Origin of the sequence: Kribbella hippodromi (assembly GCF_039531045.1) — a bacterium.
Lineage (GTDB): Bacteria > Actinomycetota > Actinomycetes > Propionibacteriales > Kribbellaceae > Kribbella > Kribbella hippodromi.
This window is the reverse complement of record NZ_BAAAPH010000001.1, coordinates 493,750-513,359: the sequence shown is the minus strand read 5'-3', so window position 1 is coordinate 513,359 and position 19,610 is coordinate 493,750. Positions and strand designations below refer to the sequence as shown.

Below are 19,610 nucleotides of genomic sequence, written 5' to 3'. Positions count from 1 at the left end.
CCATGGCTAAGGCGGCGACTCAGGCGAAGGGCAAGTCCGCGTACGCGTGCTCGGAGTGTGGGTGGACTTCGGCGCGCTGGATCGGGCGGTGCGGTGAATGCCAGGCCTGGGGAACGGTTGCCGAGGTCGGCGCGGCCAAGTCGGCGCGGATCACCGCCGGACCGGTGACGTCGCCGGCGATGCCGATCGCCAAGGTGTCGGCGATCGAGGCCGAGTCCCGGCCGACCGGGATCGGCGAGCTGGACCGGGTGCTCGGCGGCGGGGTGGTGCCGGGCGCGGTGATCCTGCTCGCCGGTGAGCCCGGGGTCGGCAAGTCCACGCTGCTGCTGGAGGTCGCGGCCCAGTCCGCGCGCGGCGGCCAGCGGACGCTGTACGTGTCGGGTGAGGAGTCGGCCGCCCAGGTGCGGCTCCGGGCCGGCCGGACCGACGCGCTGGTCGACGAGCTGTACCTCGCGGCCGAGACCGACCTGGGCGCGGTGGTCAGCCAGGTCGACGCGGTCGAGCCGTCCTTCCTGGTGATCGACTCGGTGCAGACCATGGCCCACCCCGAGGTCGACGGGGCGCCCGGCGGCGTGACCCAGGTCCGCGAGGTGACTGGCGCCCTGGTCCGGCTGGCCAAGGAGCGGCACATCGCCGTCGTCCTGGTCGGGCACGTGACCAAGGAGGGCGCGATCGCCGGTCCACGGATGCTCGAGCATCTGGTCGACGTGGTGCTCGCGTTCGACGGCGACCGGCACTCCGGCTTCCGGATGGTGCGCGCGACCAAGAACCGGTTCGGCCCGTCCGACGAAGTCGGCTGCTTCGACATGGTCGACACCGGGATCGTCGAGGTCACCGACCCGACCGGCCTGTTCGTGTCCGAGCACGCCGAGCCGGTCGCCGGGACCTGCGTCACCGTGATGATGGAGGGCCGCCGCCCGCTGCTGGCCGAGGTGCAGGCCCTGGTCGGCCCGTCCGCGGCGCCCCAACCACGCCGGACCACGTCCGGGCTGGAGTCGTCCCGGGTCGCGATGGTGCTGGCCGTGCTCGGCAACCGCGCCGGGCTCAAGCTGACCGACCAGGAGGTGTACGTGGCGACCGTCGGCGGCGTGAAGATCACCGAGCCGGTGGCCGATCTCTCGGTCGCGATCGCGGTCGCCTCCTCGGTGATGGACCGGCCGATCCACCCCGGCCTGGTGGCGATCGGCGAAGTCGGCCTCGCCGGCGAGGTACGCCGCGTCGGAGGCCTGGAGAAGCGGCTCGCGGAGGCCGCCCGGCTCGGGTTCACCAAGGCGATCGTGCCCGCCGACGTGCCGAACCGGAGCAAGGACATGAAGCCGATGGACATCCAGAAGAAGTACGGCCTGCGCACCTTCGCGGCCCCCGATCTGCCCTCCGCGCTGATGGCGGCCGGCCTGGCCTGAGGCCTGTGTTCCCCACCACACAGGTGCGACGAGGGATCAACAGGCACTGGCCGGGAACGTACTCTGGGGTCGCCCCCACCGGATTCAGCGCTGAACCCGGCCTGTCCCCTGGACGACTGCAGGAGCCTCGGATGACCGGATCAAGAGTTGTCGCGCTCGGCCACTACCAGCCGGAGCGGGTGCTCACCAACGCCGAGCTCGCCACCATGGTCGAGACGAACGACGAGTGGATTCAGAGCCGGGTCGGCATCCGGGAGCGGCGGATCGCGGCGCCGGACGAATCGGTCGACGAGATGGCCTGGCGGGCCGCCGACAAGGCGGTCGCGAACGCCGGTCTGGACGTCACCGAGATCGACTACGTGGTCGTCGCCACCTGCACCGCGATCGACCGGTCGCCGAACATCGCCGCCCGGGTCGCGGCCCGGCTCGGCCTCGGCAACCCGGCCGCGATCGACGTGAACACCGCCTGCTCCGGTTTCGCGTACGCGCTGGCCACCGCGGACCAGGCGATCCGCGCCGGTGCCGCCTCGAAGGCGCTGGTGATCGGCGTGGAGAAGCTCAGCGACTGGACCGACTGGACCGACCGCACCACCTGCGTACTGATCGGCGACGGCGCCGGCGCGGCCGTCCTGGTCGCCGACGAGAGCGACGCCGACGGGCTGCCCGGGGTCGGGCCGGTGGTCTGGGGTTCGGTGCCGGAGATGTCCGACGCGGTCCGGATCGAGGGCCGCGACGGCCCGTTCGCGCAGGAGGGCCTGAGCGTCTTCCGCTGGGCCACCACGCAGCTCCCGCAGATCGCGCTTCAGGTCTGCGAGAAGGCCGGCCTGAAGCCCGAGGAGCTCGGCGGCGTCGTCCTGCACCAGGCCAACCTGCGGATCATCGAGCCGCTCGCGAAGCGGCTCGGCGCGGTCAACGCGGTGGTCGCCAAGGACGTCGTCGAGTCCGGCAACACCTCCGCGGCGAGTATCCCGATCGCGCTCTCGAAACTGGTCGAGAAGCGCGAGATTCCGTCCGGCGCGCCGGTGCTGCTGTTCGGATTCGGCGGCGGGCTTTCCTACGCCGGCCAGGTCATCCGCTGCCCCTGACACGACAGCGGCCGGCCACCGCCGGTACCGATCCACGCGGGGAACCGGCATTGCACGGTCCGGATGCACGGGCGGGTGCACGCGCACCCGCAACTGCAGGCCGGATCGGGCCGTTCGCACCCGGGCCCGCGGCAGTTTTCCGCTCCGCGGCGCTCGCCGGACCGCATAGACTCAGGTTCCGTGGCACCGAACACGGACAAGAACAGCACCGGCGCCCGGCTGCGCGCGACCCTCGCGGCGGTCGCCCCCGGCACCGAACTGCGTGAAGGCCTGGAGCGGATCCTGCGCGGGCGGACCGGCGCACTGATCGTGCTCGGTCACGACAAGGCGGTGGACGCGATCTCCACCGGCGGCTTCGAGATCGACGTCGAGTTCACCGCGACCGGCCTGCGCGAGCTCAGCAAGATGGACGGCGCGATCGTGCTCGACCGGGACGCGACCCGGCTGATCCGCGCCGCCGTCCACCTGATGCCGGACCCGGCGATCGTCACCCAGGAGACCGGCACCCGGCACCGCACCGCCGACCGGGTGCACCGGCAGACCGGGTTCCCGGTGATCTCGGTGTCGCAGTCGATGCACATCATCGCGCTGTACGTCGACGACCAGCGGTACGTCCTCGAGGACTCCGGCGCGATCCTGTCCCGGGCGAACCAGGCCCTGGCCACCCTGGAGCGGTACAAGCTGCGCCTGGACGAGGTGTCCGGCACGCTGTCCGCGCTGGAGATCGAGGACCTGGTCACGGTCCGGGACGTGGCCGCGGTCGCGCAGCGGCTGGAGATGGTCCGCCGGATCGCCACCGAGATCGACGGGTACGTGGTCGAGCTCGGCACCGACGGCCGGCTGCTCACCCTCCAGCTGAACGAACTGGTCGCCGGCGTGGCCGGCGAGCGCGAGCTGGTGGTGCGCGACTACCTGCCGCCCGCGACCGGCCGCCGGCCGAAGACCGCCGACGACGTCCTGGTCGAGCTGGACGCGGTCAGCCCGACCGACCTGCTCGACATCGGCCAGGTGGCGCGGGCGCTGCAGCTCGGCGGCGCCGAGCAGCTGGACGCCGCGGTCACCCCGCGCGGGTACCGGCTGCTGGCCAAGGTGCCGCGGCTGCCGGGCGCCGTGATCGACCGGCTGATCGACCACTTCGGCCACCTGCAGAAGTTGCTCGCGGCAAGCATCGACGACCTGCAGACGGTCGAGGGCGTCGGCGAGAACCGGGCCCGCACGGTCCGCGAGGGCCTGTCCCGGCTGGCCGAGTCCAGCATCCTGGAACGCTACGTGTAACCACGCTGAGTCACCCGACGCCTCCGGTTCGTGAAAGAACCGGAGGCGTCTTGCATTTGGCTCTGATACGTCTAATACTCCACATGGAACATTCCGTCTGGAGGATCATGGCTGAGCTCACCCCGCTGGCGATCTCGGTGCTCGCGCTGCTGAACGAGCGGCCGATGCACGCGTACGAGATGTACCAACTGCTGCTCAGCCGTCACAACAACCGGATCGTCAAGACCCGGCCCGGCTCGCTGTACCACACGGTCGAGCGGCTGGCCGGGCAGCAGTACGTCCGGGCGATCGGCACCGCGCGGGCCGGCAACCGGCCGGAGCGGACGACGTACGAGATCACCCCGGAAGGGAACGACGCGCTGACCCGCCGGGTGGAGAGCGGGCTGGAGAAGTTCGTCTACGAATTCCCGCTGTTCCCCGTCGTCCTGAGTGAGGCACACAACCTCGAGGCCGACGACGCGGTACTGCGGCTCCGGCGCCGGATCGATGACCTGGACAACTGGCTGGCCGACGTCGACGAGGCGCTCGGCCACGCCCAGCAGGCCGGCGTACCCGAGCGGTACTGGATGGCGGCGGACTACATCCGCGGCCAGATCACGGCCGAGCGCGGGTGGCTCGCCGACACCATCGAACGTATCGAGAGCAAGGAACTGGAATGGCTGTCCCGCAAGACGCAGTGAAGCCGGAGGTTCGGCCCTGGCCGGCGCTGTGGGCGCTGGTGCTCGGCTTCTTCATGATCCTGGTCGACTCGACCATCGTCTCGGTCGCCACCCCGGCGATCCTCGAGGACCTCGGGTCGGACGTCGGCACCGTGGTCTGGGTGACCAGCGCGTACCTGCTCGCGTACGCGGTGCCGCTGCTGATCACCGGACGGCTCGGCGACCGGATCGGGCCGAAGAAGCTCTACCTGACCGGCCTGGCCGTGTTCACGCTGGCGTCGATCTGGTGCGGACTGACGCACACCATCGAGCTGCTGATCGTGGCCCGGGTGTTCCAGGGCCTCGGCGCGTCGATGATGACGCCGCAGACGATGGCGGTCATCACCCGGATCTTCCCGCCGAACCAGCGCGGCCGGGCGATGAGCCTGTGGGGCGCGACCGCCGGCGTGGCGACGCTGGTCGGCCCGATCCTCGGCGGCGTCCTGGTCGACGGGCTCGGCTGGCAGTGGATCTTCTTCATCAACGCACCGGTCGGCGTGATCGGCTTCGTCCTGGCGGTCCGGCTGGTACCCGACCTGCCGACGCACGAGCACAAGTTCGACCTGATCGGGGTCGTACTGAGTGCGGCCGGGCTGTTCTTGCTGGTGTTCGGCATCCAGGAAGGGCAGAAGTACAACTGGGGCAAGATCACCGGGCCGATCTCGGTCTGGTCGCTGATCATCGCCGGCCTGGTTGTCCTCGCCGCGTTCGTGATCTGGCAGTCGCGCAACCGCGGTGAACCGTTGCTGCCACTCGGGTTGTTCAAGGACCGGAACTTCTCCCTCGCCAACGTCGCGATCACCACCGTCGGGTTCGCGATCACCGCGATGGCGTTCCCGTTGATGCTGTACGCCCAGGCCGTCCGCGGACTGTCTCCGACGAAGTCGGCGCTGCTGCTCGTACCGATGGCGGTGATCTCCGGTGCGCTGGCGCCCTTCGTCGGGCGGCTGGTCGACCGGGCGGCGCCGCGCTTCATCGCCGGGTTCGGGCTGCTGTGCTGTGCGGTGTCGATGTTCTGGATGAGTCAGGTGATCGAGCCGGACGTACCGATCTGGAAGTTGCTGTTGCCGATTGCCCTGCTGGGTGTCGCGAACGGCTTCATGTGGGCGCCGCTCGGTACAACCGCCACGCGGAACCTTCCGCTGCACCAAGCCGGTGCCGGTGCGGGTGTCTACAACACCACGCGGCAGATCGGTGCGGTGCTGGGTAGTGCGAGCATCGCCGTACTGATGGAGTCGCGGCTGGCGCACAACCTGCCCGTACGGCCGGGTGGTGCTCCTGCCGGCGCTGAGGGGTTCGCCGGGGGCAAGCTGCCCGAGGTGGTGCGGCAGGGTTTCAGCGACTCGATGGCCCAGGCACTGGTACTGCCGGCGCTGGTGCTGCTGATCGGACTGGTCGCCGCACTGCTGTTCACTGCGCCGTCGCACCTGCGGAAGCAGCCGCAGGACAACGCGCAACCGGCTGAAGCTGCCTAGACAACCTGGAAGGCTTGTGCGCCGGACTGCTTGCCGTCGTACTCGGCCTTGACGACGTAGGTCCCGGGCTTGGCGACCGGCTGCCCCGGCAGGCAGCCAGGCCTGGACCGATGTCCGTCCCAGGGCACGGTCACGGCCGCCTGCTTGCCCTTGGCAACTACCAGGGTGGCGGTCTGGACGGTCTTGCCGCACTGGGTGGTGGACCAGATCAGGTCGTTGCCGGACATCACCGTGATGGTCAGCTGGTCGGCGTTGACGGTGGCCTTGCAGCCGTCGCCGGCCGGGGTCAGCTGGACGACGAAGTTCAGCATCGAGCCGGAGACGATCTTCCGGTTCGCGGGGAGCGCGTTGATCTTGACGTCGGAGCCCTTGCACGGCAGGTCTGTCGGCGGCGTGGAATTGGTGGGCTTCGTGCTCGCCCCAGAAGTCGCCCCGGCGGTCGGCTCCTTGGTCGATCCCGAGCTCGGATCAGACGACGGTTTGGGCGTCTTGGTCGCCACGGTGCTCGGCTCGGGCGTCGGCCCGGTGCTGGGCGCGGAGGCCGGTGGCGCCCCGGTCGGGTTCGGATTCGGGTTGGACGCGGCCGTGTTCTGCGCGTCGCTACCGCCACCGGAGAACAGCCGGGAGAGCAGGATGATGAGCACGACGGCTACCGCGAGCACCAGTCCCCGGCGGAACCAGTACACGCTGGCGGGCAGGTGCCCGACCGGACGGAGCAGGCTGCTCATGAAGCGCACTCTAATATCGGCTGCGTGCAACACCACTCAGGCTCGCCGTTGCCCATGACCACAGCAACCGCTCTGCACGGGCCAGTCCTGCGCTGGTACGCCGCGAATGCGCGGGTGCTGCCCTGGCGGGAACCGGATGCGGGGCCGTGGGCGGTGATGGTCAGCGAGTTCATGCTGCAGCAGACGCCGGTGAACCGGGTGCTGCCGGCGTACCAGAAGTGGCTGGAGCGGTGGCCGAAGCCGGTGGACCTGGCCGCAGCGGCGCCTGGTGAGGCTGTGCGGGCCTGGGACCGGCTCGGGTACCCCCGGCGCGCCCTCCGGCTGCACGCGGCCGCTCAGGCGATCGTGGAGCGGCACGGCGGCGACGTACCGGACGACCACGCCGAGCTGCTCGCGCTGCCGGGAGTCGGCACGTACACGGCCGCGGCGATCGCGTCGTTCGCGTTCGGGCAGCGGCACGCGGTCGTCGACACCAACGTCCGCCGCGTACTCGCTCGTGCGCTGACCGGTGTCGCACAACCGACCATCTCCCCTACCGCGGCCGACCAGCGGCTCGCCGTCAGCGCATTGCCGGCCGACGAACCCACCGCCGCGCGCTGGGCAGTCGCCTCGATGGAGCTCGGCGCATTGGTGTGTACGGCGCGTACGCCGCACTGTGCCGAGTGCCCGATCCGCTCCCGGTGTGCATGGGTCCTCGCGGGCAGCCCGCCGTACGACGGACCGCCCCGGCGCGGGCAGACGTACGAAGGCACGGACCGGCAGGCGCGCGGGCGTCTGCTCGCCGTACTGCGCGCCGCCGACACGACCGTACCCAAGTCAGCCCTCGACGCCTCCTGGCCCGACGCCGTCCAGCGCGAACGCGCCCTCGACGGCCTGGTCGCCGACGGCCTCGTCGAACCGCTGGCCGACAGCACCTACCGCCTACCTACCTGAAACCAAGAAGCCGGCCCGAGCAGCTCGGGCCGGCTTCTTCTGTGTGGTACTTCAGTTCTTCTTGCTGCCGGTGGCGGCTTCGTCGTCCTCGGCCAGCAGGTCGAGGGACATCGCCGGGCTGCCGCCGGACAACGTCGCCAGCATCTGGCGGACGTTGGTCAGCTGCGCGTTGATGCTGTCCCGGCGCTGCGTCGCCGCCGCCAGCTCACGCTCGGACTCGGCGCGAATCCGCTCGGCCTTGTCCTTCGCGGCCGCGACGATCTCCTGCGCCTGCCGGTTCGCGTCGGCCAGCTGCTGCTGGGACAGCCGCTCGGCCTCGGAGCGGGACCGGTCGGCCTCGCGCTGCACCTGGGCCGCGCGGTCGGTGACGGCCGCGAGCTGCTGCTCGGCCAGCGCGGTCCGGGCCGCGAACTCCTGCTCGACCTTGCCCCGGCGCTCGGCCAGGGTGGTCTCGAAGGCAGCCGCCGCCTGAGCGGACTTGGCCCGCTCCTGCTCGTACAGCGCCTGGGCCTCGCTCCGGCGCGCGGTCGCGTCGCGCTCGGCCTCGTCACGCATGTCGTCGGCCTGGGTCCGGGCCTCTTCGAGGATCCGGGCGGCCTCGGCGTCGACCTCGCTCTTCCAGTCCAGCGAGTACTGCTCGGCCTCCTTGCGGACCTTCTTCGCGTGCGCCTCGCCGTCGGCGACGATCGCCTCCGCGTCGGTCCGGGCACGGGTCACCAGGTCGCGGGCCTCGTCGTCGGCCAGCGACAGGATCTTCGCGACCCGCTCACCGAACTCGGTGAAGGTCGGCGCGCGGTCCTTGGAGTCCTCCTGGGCGGAGATGACTGCCGCCTCCGCCGCGTCCGTGCGGGACTGCAGCTCCTGGACATGCCGCTGCAGCTGCTCCGACTGCTGCTGCAGAGCGGTCAGGGAGGTGGTCAGCTCACGGATGTGCTGATCCACCTGGGCAGGCTCGTAGCCACGCAGAACGGTACGGAACGGGGTTGGGCTTTCACTGCTCATGTTTTTCCGATGCTCACTTCGATGGTGGGTGGATCACACATTGTCACTGACGAGGATCTGGCTGTCACGTCCTCATCCTGATTCCCCCGTGGAACCCTCACTGGAGGACATTCCACCACCTGGGCGGAACCCCGGTACAGCGAGTGCCTCGATCACACCCGAAAGCTGGGTGAGCTCCTTGGTGATCTCGTCGCGGCGCTGGTTCAGCGCGGCGACCCTCGCCTCGGCGTCGGCGAGAAGTTTCCGGGCCTGGGCCCGCAGCGTATCGGCATGTTCGCGGGCCTGCGCCTCGATCTGCTGCGCCTCCGCCCGGGACTTGCGGATCAGTTCGTGCGCCTGGCGCTGCGCCTCGGACAGGTCGTTGGCGGCGCGTTCGCGCAGTACCTGCGTACTCTGCTGTGCTTCGGCCTCGCGACGGTTCGCCCGCTCGATGATTTCGCGCGCGTCCTGGCTCGCGGTGTTCTTCAGCCGGTCGGCCCGGGCCTGCGCCTGCGCGGTGACCTTCTCGGCCTCCTGCTTCGCGGCCGCGAGCGTCGACTCCGCTTGTTCGCCGGCCGAGTACAGCGTGGTCTCGGCGAGCTGGGTGAGCTCCGCGTTCTCCCGGGCGATGGTTTCCTGGGTCTGCTTGAGCCGGCTGGTCGAGCGGCCGACGACGCGGCGCAGGTGCGCGCGTTTGGTCCGGAGCAGCTCGGCCGCGTCGGCGGCGGCCTGGTCGCGGATCGTCTGCGCTTCCGACTCGGCGGCACCGATCAGGTCGTCGACGGTCTTCTTGCTCCACTGCGTCTGCTTCTCGGCCTCGGCGAGCGCCGCCTCGGCCGCCTTGTTCGCGTCCTCGAGGATGCGCTGGGCCTCGGTGGCCGCGGCCCGCCGGTCCGCCTCGATCGAGTCGACGACCAGTTTGGCCTGGGCGCGGGCGTCGGCCATCAGGCGTTCGTTGCCGGCCTCCGCCTCGGCCTTCCGCTCGGCGATCTCGGCGACCGCCTCGGTGCGCAGCTTCTCGATCTCCAGCGAGATCGAGGCCAGTTTGGCGCGCTCGGTCTCTTCCAGCTCGGCGGTGCGGCGCTCCAGCTCGGTCCGGTTCTCGCCGCGCAGCCGCTCGATCTCGGCGTGTGCTTCGGCGATCTCCGCGCGGGACTTCTCCCGTGCCGTCTCCACCTCGCGCTCGACGGCGGATCGCAGTTCACTCGCTTCTGCTTCGGCGCGGGCGATGACGTCGGCCTCGTTGCGTACGGCGGCCTGGGAGACGAGCGCCGCTTGCTCACCGGCGTCCGCGACCAGCTGCTGCGCTTCCTTACCGGCCCGCTCCACCGCCGCCTGCGCCGACTCCCGAGCCAGCTGCGCTTCTTCCAGCAGCTCAGCAGCCTCTTCCTTGACCCGAGCCGCTTCCTGAACAGCCGCCGCCACCCGCCGCTCAGCCGCCGCCGCACTCTCCACCTTCAACTGCTCCGCGGCCCGCTCACTCTCCGCCTTGAGCTCCGCGGCGGCACGCTCACTGTCAGCTTTCAACTGCTCGGCGGCGGCGACGCTCTCCGCGCGAACCCGCTCCGCCTCAGCCTCGCTGTCCTGCTTCAACTGCTCAGCGGCCGCGACGCTCTCCGCGCGCACCCGCTCCGCGGTGCTCTCACTGGCTGACTTCAGCTCAGCGGCAGCGCGCTCGCTCTCCGCCTTCAGCTGCTCGGCGGCGGCGAGGCTCTCCGTGCGCACGCGCTCCGCCGTGCTCTCGCTCTCCGCCTTCAGCTCGGCGGCGGTGCGGGTGGATTCGGACTTGAGGCGGTCGGCGGCTGCCTCGGCGTCCGCGCGGAGTTTTGCTACCTCGGCGGCGACCGTGGCGCGGAGCTCGGCGGCGGCTTGTGCGGCTTCGGAGCGGACCTGCTCGGCATCAGCCGTCGACTCGGTCCGGAGCTGCTCAGCGGCCCGCTCAGCGTCGCTCAGCACCCGTTGCGCGGCCGCCATCGCATCCGCGCGCTGCTTCCGCGCCGCGCTCTCCGCCTCGGCCTTCAGCCGCTCGTTCGCGGCCCGGATCCGGCTCGCCTCGTCCCGGGCGGCATCGTTCTCGAGCTCGGCCTGTTCGCGCAACGTGTCGGCGATCCGCTGCGCCCGCTCCAGCACCCCGCCCGCCTGCCGCACGCCAAAGGAACCGGTGTCGGCGACCGGTTCCTGGGTCAGCGGCAGACGCGGAGCGTCCATGCGACGAGATGATTCCATCACCGGCCCCCTTTCCGACAGTCCGGGTCCGAACAGCGTGGTCACAGGGTTACAACGCGCTAGACAGGCGGTAGGTAACTGCTTCGTCAGGAGTCGCGCGATCTTCCCATCGATTCGAAGCCCGGCGAAAGCGACTCCGATACCAAACTGATCACGCTCCGCAGGACGATACGACCATTCAGTAGCCCCACACGCAAATCCAGCGTGTCCCCCCAGTACGCCCGCCCCCACCAAAGTACTGACCACCTGCCCAGACCCCGATCCGGCCTGTACCACTAACATCCTCAGCTTCTCCACCCGTGTGGTGGGTTCTCCAGCGGTATACGAGTGGAGAACCCACAACACGGGTGGATATCCACCCGTGTGGGGGCGGGCGGCGCGGGCCCGGTGGGCGGTGGGCGGTGGGTGGTGGGCGGTGGGGAACGTGGATCGGCCCGGCACACCTGGGTGTGCCGGGCCGATCGGTGGTGCGGGGGTTACGAGTCCTGGATGCCGGTGCTGCCGCCGGTGGTGCCGCCGCCGGTGGTCAGGTCGGTGAGCTCCAGGTCGGAGGTGGTGGTCTTCTCGGTGCCGGTGAAGGTGAAGTACTCGGTCAGGCCGTCGGAGTTGGTGGTGCCCTCCGGGGCCACGTCGACCAGCACGATCTGGCCGGGGCGAAGCTCCCCGAACAGGATCTTCTCGGCCAGCACGTCCTCCACGTCGCGCTGCAGCGCGCGGCGCAGTGGGCGGGCACCGAGGATCGGGTCGAAGCCGCGGTCGGCGACCAGTGCCTTCGCCGCCGGGGTCAGCTCGATCCCCATGTCCTTGTCCTTCAGCCGCTCCTCCACCTGCGCCAGCATCAGGTCGACGATCTTCACGATGTCGTCCTTGCTGTGCTGGTGGAAGACCACGATCTCGTCGACGCGGTTCAGGAACTCGGGGCGGAAGTGCTGCTTCAGCTCCTCCGTCACCTTGCCCTTCATCTTCTCGTACGAGCCGGTGGCGTCGTTCGCCTGCGCGAACCCGAGGGAGACCGCCTTCGCGATGTCCTTCGTGCCCAGGTTGGTGGTCATGATGATGACGGTGTTCTTGAAGTCGACCACCCGGCCCTGGGCGTCGGTCAGCCGGCCTTCGTCCAGGATCTGCAGCAACGAGTTGAAGATGTCCGGGTGGGCCTTCTCCACCTCGTCGAACAGCACCACCGAGAACGGCTTGCGGCGGACCTTCTCGGTCAGCTGGCCGCCCTCTTCGTAGCCCACGTAGCCAGGCGGCGAACCGAACAGCCGGGACGCGGTGTGCTTCTCCGAGTACTCCGACATGTCCAGGCTGATCAGCGCGTTCTGGTCGCCGAACAGGAACTCGGTCAGCACCTTCGACAGCTCGGTCTTACCGACACCGGACGGGCCGGCGAAGATGAACGAGCCGCTCGGGCGGCGCGGGTCCTTCAGCCCGGCGCGGGTACGCCGGATCGAGCGCGACAGCGCCTTCACCGCGTCCTCCTGGCCGATGTACGACTTGGCCAGCACCTTCTCCATGTCCAGCAGCCGCGAGGACTCCTCCTCGGTCAGCTTGAAGACCGGGATGCCGGTCGCGGTGCTGAGCACCTCGGCGATCAGCTCCTCGTCGACCTCGGCGACGACATCCATGTCGCCGGCCTTCCACTGCTTCTCGCGCTCGGACTTGGCGTTGATCAGCTTCTTCTCGTCGTCCCGCAGCCGGGCCGCGCGCTCGAAGTCCTGCGCGTCGATCGCGGACTCCTTCTCCCGGCGAACGGTCGCGATCTTCTCATCGAACTCGCGCAGGTCCGGCGGAGCCGTCATCCGGCGAATCCGCAACCGGGCGCCGGCCTCGTCGATCAGGTCGATCGCCTTGTCCGGCAGGAACCGGTCGGAGATGTACCGGTCGGCCATCTGCGCGGCGTTCACCAGCGCGGCGTCGGTGATGGTCACCCGGTGGTGCGCCTCGTACCGGTCGCGGAGGCCCTTGAGGATCTCGATCGTGTGCGCGATCGACGGCTCGGCCACCTGGATCGGCTGGAACCGGCGCTCGAGCGCGGCGTCCTTCTCGACGTACTTGCGGTACTCGTCGAGGGTGGTCGCGCCGATCGTCTGCAGCTCACCACGGGCCAGCATCGGCTTCAGGATGCTCGCCGCGTCGATCGCGCCCTCGGCCGCGCCGGCCCCGACGAGGGTGTGGATCTCGTCGATGAACAGCACGATGTCGCCGCGGGTCCGGATCTCCTTGAGCACCTTCTTCAGGCGTTCCTCGAAATCACCGCGGTAGCGGGAACCCGCCACCAGCGCGCCCAGGTCGAGCGAGTAGATCTGCTTGTCCTTCAGCGTCTCCGGGACGTCACCACGGACGATCTGCTGGGCCAGACCTTCCACGATGGCGGTCTTGCCGACGCCCGGCTCACCGATCAGGACCGGGTTGTTCTTGGTCCGCCGGGACAGCACCTGCATGACCCGCTCGATCTCGGTCTCCCGGCCGATCACCGGGTCGAGCTTCGCCTCGCGGGCGGACTGGGTGTAGTTCCGGCCGAACTGGTCGAGCACCAGGGAGCTGCTCGGGGCACCCTCGGTGGGCGCACCGGCCGTGGTCGTCTCCTTGCCCTGGTAACCGCTCAGCAGCTGGATCACCTGCTGCCGGACCTTGTTCAGGTCCGCGCCGAGCTTGACCAGGACCTGCGCGGCGACGCCCTCACCCTCGCGGATCAGGCCGAGCAGGATGTGCTCGGTGCCGATGTAGTTGTGGCCCAGTTGCAGGGCCTCGCGCAGGGAGAGCTCCAGCACCTTCTTGGCGCGGGGGGTGAACGGGATGTGCCCGCTCGGCGCCTGCTGCCCCTGGCCGATGATCTCCTCGACCTGGGAGCGAACGGCCTCGAGCGAGATACCCAGGCTCTCGAGAGCCTTGGCGGCGACCCCTTCACCCTCGTGGATCAGGCCGAGCAGGATGTGCTCGGTCCCGATGTAGTTGTGGCTGAGCATCCTGGCCTCTTCCTGAGCCAGGACGACTACCCGACGGGCGCGGTCCGTAAATCGTTCAAACATCGCCAAAGCGCTCCTTGCCTCAGAGGAGTCGGACGTGCCGTGTAGGCCGACCCCCGTACCTGCATGCTAGTCCCCGGTGCCGACAGGCTCGCTCTCGGCGAACACCCGATCACTGTTCCGTCGGCCGCGCGGGCGGCATCACAAGAGAACAACCGGCCTGATCACGTCGGTGTTCCCGGGTCCGCCCCGGCAGTTGCCGTGTTCGCCACCAGCGAATTCCCGGAACTACCTGTCCACTCAGCGACCGGAGCCGACACGCCCGGGAGGCACTCTGTCCCACTCTGTGAAACAACCGGAATGCGGACGGTCCCGGCACCCTAATGGGGTGCCGGGACCGGCAGTGCCTGAAGTTCCGGAATTACTTGGCGTCGTTGTACGCCGCCCGGATCTCCGCGGAGATCCGGCCGCGCTCACTGACGTCGTAGCCGTTGTCCTTGGCCCAGGCCCTGATGTCCGCCGAGTCCGAAGCCGAGCGGCCGCGGCCCCGGGCCCTGCCCGCGCCACCCCGCCGGCCGGACACCCGGCGGCCGGAGCCGACGTAGGCGGCCAGGGCGTCGCGCAGTTTGGCGGCATTCTTCTTGGACAGATCGATCTCGTACGTCGTCCCGTCCAGCCCGAAGGTCACGGTCTCGTCGGCCTTTCCACCGTCGAGATCGTCCTCGAGGACCACCTGCACCCTTTGCGCCATCGATGACAGTCCTTTCCGCGCCCGTCACCGGGCACAATCCCCCTGCCGAATTGTGAGCACCTGATTTGTACCGCACAAACCGGCTTCCTGTCATTCATCGCCGCCGTACCGCGACCGTGACTTTGCGTATTCATCCGGGCCGAAACGATCCCGAAACCGGCCGGACCGGAATGCCGGCACCGGAACCGGACTAAAAAACCGGCCCCGGAATTCCCGGAACCGGTCCGTTGTGCTATGCAACGAACCGGTCCGGGATTCACGGAATCACTCCGGCCGGAAGCGGAATCACTCCGGCCGGAGCAGCGGGAACAGAATCGTCTCCCGGATACCGGTCCCGGTGAGCAGCATCACCAACCGGTCCAGGCCCATCCCCATACCACCGGCCGGCGGCATCCCGAATTCCATCGCGCGGAGGAAGTCCTCGTCCAGTTCCATCGCTTCCGGATCACCGGCCGCGGCCTGGATCGACTGTGCCTGCAGGCGATCCCGCTGGATCACCGGGTCGTTCAGCTCGGAGTACGCGACCCCGAGTTCGACGCCGTTCACGAACAGGTCCCAGGCCTCGACCAGGCCCGGAATTTCCCGGTGCGGCTTCGCCAGCGGCCGCGCCGACTCCGGATAGTCACGGACAAAGGTGGGCTGGATCAAGGTGTGCTCGGCCAGCTTCTCGAACAAGTCGACAGCGATCTCACCGGCATTCCGGCCGGGCTGCAGCTCGACGTCATGCTGCTCGGCCAACTTCGTCAGCGTGGCCAGATCGGTGCTCACGTCGACCTGCTCGCCGACCGCTTCGGAGAGCAGCCCGAAAAGCGTCGCGTGCCGGAACGGCTGCTCGAGATCGATGGTCTGCCCGTCCCGCGCGGTGATCGAAGTCCGCCCGATCGCGGCACCGGCGTTCCGGATCAGCTCCTGGATCAGCTCGGCCATCGTGTCGTAATCGCCATACGCCTGATACGCCTCGATCATCGAGAATTCCGCCGAGTGGGTGGAGTCCAGTCCCTCGTTGCGGAACGTGCGGCCGATCTCGTACACCCGGTCGACGCCGCCGATCATCGCGCGCTTGAGGTCGAGCTCGAGCGCGATCCGGAGCTTCATCTCCTGGTCGAACGCGTTCAGGTGCGTACTGAACGGACGCGCCGCCGCGCCACCGTTGGTGAGCTGCAGCACCGGGGTCTCGACCTCGACGAAGTCATGCGCGTCGTACGTCGCCCGCAGCGCCTTGAGCACGGCCGCCTTGGCGCGCACCATGTCCCGCGCCTCCGGGCGGACGATCAGGTCGACGTACCGCATCCGGACGCGCGCCTCTTCGCTCAGCGGATTGTGCTCGTTCGGCAGCGGGCGCAGCGTCTTGGCGGCCATCTGCCACGCCGTCACCTGCACCGACAGCTCACCGCGCCGGCTGGTGATCACCTCACCCTGCACGGACAGCAGGTCGCCGATGTCGACGAGCTGCTTGAACCGGGCCAGCTCCTCTTCGCCGACGTCAGCCAGCGAGAGCATGACCTGCAGCTCGGTGCCGTCGCCCTCACGGAGCCGTACGAAGCAGAGCTTGCCGGTGTTGCGCAGGAAGATCACCCGGCCGGCCACCGAGACCTGCTCGCCGGTGCGAGTGTCCGCCGCCAGCTCCTGCGCGTCGTACTTGGCGCGGAGGTCCTTCAGCAGGTGCGTCCGCGGCACGGAGATGGGGTACGGCTGCACTCCTTCCGCCAGCAGGCGGTCACGCTTCTCCCGGCGGACCCGCAGCTGCTCGGGCAGGTCGTCCTGCCCGTTGTCGGGGTTCACCGGGTCCACGTGTGCATCAGTCATAAGCAAAGGCTAATGACTGACTACCTCTTGTTCCGAATCCTTTGTTCGGGCGACCAACGCTCCGACTGCCACCGCAGCTATCGCGCAGGCCACTCCACCGGTCACGAAAGTGCCGCGCGGACCGAGCAATGTACCCGCCAGACCGCCCAGCAGCATCGCGAAGATGCTGCACGAGCGGGCTGTTCCGTTCAGGGCCGCGATCACCCGCCCGCGCACCGAATCGCTCGATCGAGTCACCACCAGCGCGCTGGTCGCCGAGTTCAGCAGTCCGCTACCCACACCGATCGCAGTGGACCCGACCAGGAGTACCGCGAAGTTGCCGGCCAATCCGATCACCACGCACGCCGCACCTATCGCAGCCATTCCAGCGACCACACCGCGGGTTCGGCTCTGGTCACTGCGCAGGCGGCCGCTGTACCAGGCACCGAGAATCGCACCGGCCCCAGTAGCAGCACCAGCAGCGCCGTACCCGCTCGGACCGAGTCCCAGCTCACCGGTAATGAGGAAGACCTCCACGACGTTGACGGCCTCACCCACCAGCACGAACACCCAGAGTCCCGGCACCAGGATGCGCAGTACGCCGTCCCCGAAGATGGCCCGCAGCCCCGCGGACACCCCGCCCTTCTCAACGTCAGCACCCGGCTCCGGCCGCCGGCGGGTGCGTACGAGCGCCGCGACCACTACCAGGACCATGAACGTCGCGGAGTCGACCAGCAACGCGCCGCGGCTCCCGGACCATCCGACCAGCAGACCACCAGCCGCTGACCCGGCCAGCGTCGCGACCCCGATCAGCGCCTGACTTGCGCCAGTAGTACGACCGATCAGCTCCTCGCCGACTATCCGCGGAATCAGCGCACCCCACGCCGGCCCAGAGACCGCCTGACCGATCTGAAGCACACACACCAGCAACAACGTTGGTACGAGGTTGTGCACGAACGCGAGTCCGACACCGGCAATCACCTGCAAGAGCCCCGACCAGACCAGCACCGTACGCGAGTCGAACCCGTCCACGATCCGCCCGGCGAACGGGATCATCGCCACCGTCGGTACGGCAAACGCGAGCAGCAACGCGGTGACGGCGGCCGGACCGTGCCCGTCCGAGACACGCAGGGTGAGCGCGATCATCGCGATCGCGTCGCCCGCGTACGACACCGCCCGGGCCGGCAGCACCAACCGGATGTCCCGGTACGACCAGATCGAAACCTGAAGTGTTTGCTTCACAGTTATGAAGTAAACACTTCATATTTTCCGGCGTCAACCGGTTCGCTACGCTGACCTGGTGGCCCTCAAGAAACGGCTGGTGATCAGCGACCCGCGGGCGATCCGCGCGCTCGCGCATCCGGCCCGGCAGCGGATCATCGACGAGCTGTTCAACGGCCAGGTGCTGACCGCGACCGAGTGCGCCGAGCTGGCCGGGCTGACCCCGTCGGCGATGAGCTACCACCTCCGCGCGCTGGAGAAGTGGGGCATCATCGAGCGCGCCGAGGAATCAGCTGACGGCCGCGAACGCCCGTGGCGGGCACCGGCGCGCAGCCTGATGATCTCGTCGCAGTCCGGCGGCTCCGGGCGGCTGGCCAGTCAGGCGATGATCCGGAGCACCGCCGACGCGGTGATCGACCGGTTCGCCGAGCTGGACGCGGACGACCCGTGGGACGACGTGAGCTCGCTGAGCCGGTCCCGGTTGTGGCTCACCCACGACGAGGCCAAGCAGCTCGGCAAGGAGCTGGCCGAGCTGGTGGAGCGCTTCGAGAAGCGGCGGCCGGCGAAAGGCCGGACGCCGGGGTCACGCCAAGTGAGCACGCTGTTCGCCGTCGTACCCACCGGTGAGCCGCCGGAAGACGCCTGAGGCTGTCTGAACCGTTAGCTGTTTCCAGGCGTATCCAGGAGTACCTTCGAAGTAGAGGTATTTCCGCCATCGGGTGGTCGTCATGCAGTCCTGGGTTCTGTGGGTGATCGTCGCCGCCGTCCTCGGCACGGCCGAGTTGATGACAGCGACCTTCGACCTGCTCTTGCTCGCCGTCGCCGCGCTGGCCGCGGCCGGTATGGCCGGGCTGGGTCTCGGCACCGGCTTCCAGGTGGTCGCGTTCGCCGCCACGGCGGGTGCACTGATCACGCTGGTCCGGCCGGTCGCGCGCCGGCACCTGACCGGGCATCCACTGATCCGTACCGGTGTGGCCGCCCTGGTCGGCCGGGAGGCCGTCGTGCTCGCGACCTGTGACCGGGACACCGGCCGGGTCCGGATCGGCGGCGAGGAGTGGAGCGCGCGCTCCTACGACCCGGACCTGCTCATCCCGGCCGGCACCCGGGTCGACGTCTTCGCCATCGAGGGCGCCACTGCTCTCGTCCATCCTCAGGAGGAGCCATGGCCGAACTGATCATCGGACTGGTCGTCGCACTGCTCGCCGTCGCTCTGGTCCTGCGGACGGTACGGATCGTCCCGCAGGCGCGGGCCAGCAACGTCGAGCGCCTCGGCCGGTACCTGCGTACCCTCGAACCCGGCCTGAACGTGGTGATCCCATTCGTCGACCGGCCCCGGCCGCTGATCGACCTGCGCGAACAGGTGGTCTCGTTCCAGCCGAACTCGGTGATCACCGAGGACAACCTGGTCGTCCACATCGACACGGTGCTCTACTTCCAGGTCACCGATCCGCGCGCGGCCGCGTACGAGATCTTCAACTACATCCAGGCGATCGAGCAGCTGACGGTGACCACGCTGCGGAACGTGATCGGCAGCCTGGACCTGGAGAAGACCCTGACCTCGCGCGAGCACATCAACTCGATCCTGCGCGGGGTACTGGACGAGGCGTCCGGCAAGTGGGGGATCCGGGTGAACCGGGTCGAGCTGAAGGCGATCGAGCCACCGGCGTCGATCAAGGAGTCGATGGAGAAGCAGATGCGGGCCGAGCGGGAGAAGCGGGCCGCGATCCTGAACGCCGAGGGCCAGCGGCAGTCCCGGATCCTGACCGCGGAGGGCGACCGGCAAGCGGCGATCCTGCGCGCCGAGGGCCAGGCGAAGGCGATCGACACCGTGTTCGAGGCGATCCACCGCAACGACCCGGACCCGAAGCTGCTCGCGTACCAGTACCTGCAGATGCTCCCCGAGCTGGCCAAAGGCCCCGGCAACACGTTCTGGGTGATCCCGTCCGAGGTCACCACCGCGCTCCAGAACGTCACCAAGGCGTTCAGCGGTGACGACACGCCCACCCCGAAACCACCCGCGGAGCTGCCGTCCGAGAACGGCCACAACCCTGAAATCTCCCGGGGGTAGCCCCTGGGATTGTTG

At 69.2% G+C, this 19,610-nt stretch carries 16 protein-coding genes; 9 read left to right on the top strand and 7 right to left on the bottom strand.

Annotated elements, in window-relative coordinates; translation table 11 throughout:
* Positions 1–2: 2 nt before the first annotated feature.
* From radA to ABD260_RS02505, 5 genes are all read left to right on the top strand, one after another.
* Positions 3–1,403, top strand: a complete 1,401-nt coding sequence (gene radA, locus ABD260_RS02525; RefSeq protein ID WP_344231642.1) for a DNA repair protein RadA — start codon at positions 3–5, stop codon at positions 1,401–1,403.
* Between the two features lie 131 nt (positions 1,404–1,534).
* Positions 1,535–2,488 (top strand): beta-ketoacyl-ACP synthase III, encoded by a 954-nt coding sequence (locus tag ABD260_RS02520; protein WP_344231641.1) that lies wholly within the window; start codon positions 1,535–1,537, stop codon positions 2,486–2,488.
* A 180-nt stretch (positions 2,489–2,668) separates the two neighbouring features.
* Positions 2,669–3,763, top strand: a complete 1,095-nt coding sequence (disA, locus tag ABD260_RS02515; RefSeq protein ID WP_319036389.1) for a DNA integrity scanning diadenylate cyclase DisA — start codon at positions 2,669–2,671, stop codon at positions 3,761–3,763.
* Between the two features lie 107 nt (positions 3,764–3,870).
* Positions 3,871–4,443: a PadR family transcriptional regulator gene (locus tag ABD260_RS02510; RefSeq protein ID WP_344231640.1), complete on the top strand. Its 573-nt coding sequence runs from the start codon at positions 3,871–3,873 to the stop codon at positions 4,441–4,443.
* Positions 4,419–5,936, top strand: coding sequence for a DHA2 family efflux MFS transporter permease subunit (locus ABD260_RS02505; protein WP_344231639.1), 1,518 nt, complete (start codon positions 4,419–4,421; stop codon positions 5,934–5,936). The genes ABD260_RS02510 and ABD260_RS02505 overlap by 25 nt, the downstream gene beginning before the upstream one ends.
* On the opposite strand, the gene ABD260_RS02500 is transcribed toward ABD260_RS02505, so the two are convergent.
* Positions 5,933–6,664 carry a hypothetical protein gene (locus ABD260_RS02500; protein ID WP_344231638.1) on the bottom strand — a complete coding sequence of 244 codons (732 nt, stop codon included), beginning with the start codon at positions 6,662–6,664 and terminating at the stop codon, positions 5,933–5,935. The genes ABD260_RS02505 and ABD260_RS02500 overlap by 4 nt on opposite strands.
* A gap of 54 nt (positions 6,665–6,718) precedes the next feature.
* On the opposite strand from ABD260_RS02500, the gene ABD260_RS02495 reads away from it, so the two are divergent.
* The gene (locus tag ABD260_RS02495) at positions 6,719–7,597 is read left to right on the top strand and encodes an HhH-GPD family protein (RefSeq protein WP_344231637.1); all 879 of its coding nucleotides are present in this window, start codon (positions 6,719–6,721) and stop codon (positions 7,595–7,597) included.
* 51 nt (positions 7,598–7,648) lie between these two features.
* Here ABD260_RS02495 and ABD260_RS02490 read toward each other — a convergent pair whose 3' ends face one another.
* The 6 genes from ABD260_RS02490 to ABD260_RS02465 form a co-directional block, all read right to left on the bottom strand.
* Positions 7,649–8,599: a DivIVA domain-containing protein gene (locus tag ABD260_RS02490; protein WP_344231636.1), complete on the bottom strand. Its 951-nt coding sequence runs from the start codon at positions 8,597–8,599 to the stop codon at positions 7,649–7,651.
* Positions 8,600–8,671: 72 nt separating this feature from the next.
* Complete coding sequence (locus tag ABD260_RS02485) at positions 8,672–10,786, bottom strand: kinetoplast-associated-like protein (protein WP_344231635.1); 2,115 nt, start codon at positions 10,784–10,786, stop codon at positions 8,672–8,674.
* A 494-nt stretch (positions 10,787–11,280) separates the two neighbouring features.
* On the bottom strand, positions 11,281–13,833 hold the full coding sequence (locus ABD260_RS02480; protein ID WP_344231634.1) for an ATP-dependent Clp protease ATP-binding subunit: 2,553 nt from the start codon (positions 13,831–13,833) through the stop codon (positions 11,281–11,283).
* Between the two features lie 358 nt (positions 13,834–14,191).
* Positions 14,192–14,521 carry a histone-like nucleoid-structuring protein Lsr2 gene (locus ABD260_RS02475; protein ID WP_344231633.1) on the bottom strand — a complete coding sequence of 110 codons (330 nt, stop codon included), beginning with the start codon at positions 14,519–14,521 and terminating at the stop codon, positions 14,192–14,194.
* A 285-nt stretch (positions 14,522–14,806) separates the two neighbouring features.
* Complete coding sequence (gene lysS / locus ABD260_RS02470; protein ID WP_344231632.1) at positions 14,807–16,327, bottom strand: lysine--tRNA ligase; 1,521 nt, start codon at positions 16,325–16,327, stop codon at positions 14,807–14,809.
* Between the two features lie 9 nt (positions 16,328–16,336).
* Positions 16,337–17,548: an MFS transporter gene (locus ABD260_RS02465; protein ID WP_344231631.1), complete on the bottom strand. Its 1,212-nt coding sequence runs from the start codon at positions 17,546–17,548 to the stop codon at positions 16,337–16,339.
* A gap of 58 nt (positions 17,549–17,606) precedes the next feature.
* Here ABD260_RS02465 and ABD260_RS02460 point away from each other — a divergent pair, with 58 nt between their 5' ends.
* The 3 genes from ABD260_RS02460 (at position 17,607) to ABD260_RS02450 (ending at position 19,595) form a co-directional block, all read left to right on the top strand.
* On the top strand, positions 17,607–18,173 hold the full coding sequence (locus tag ABD260_RS02460; protein WP_344231630.1) for a helix-turn-helix domain-containing protein: 567 nt from the start codon (positions 17,607–17,609) through the stop codon (positions 18,171–18,173).
* Between the two features lie 82 nt (positions 18,174–18,255).
* Positions 18,256–18,702: an NfeD family protein gene (locus ABD260_RS02455; RefSeq protein ID WP_344231629.1), complete on the top strand. Its 447-nt coding sequence runs from the start codon at positions 18,256–18,258 to the stop codon at positions 18,700–18,702.
* Positions 18,690–19,595 (top strand): SPFH domain-containing protein, encoded by a 906-nt coding sequence (locus ABD260_RS02450; protein ID WP_344231628.1) that lies wholly within the window; start codon positions 18,690–18,692, stop codon positions 19,593–19,595. The genes ABD260_RS02455 and ABD260_RS02450 overlap by 13 nt, the downstream gene beginning before the upstream one ends.
* Positions 19,596–19,610: the final 15 nt, after the last annotated feature.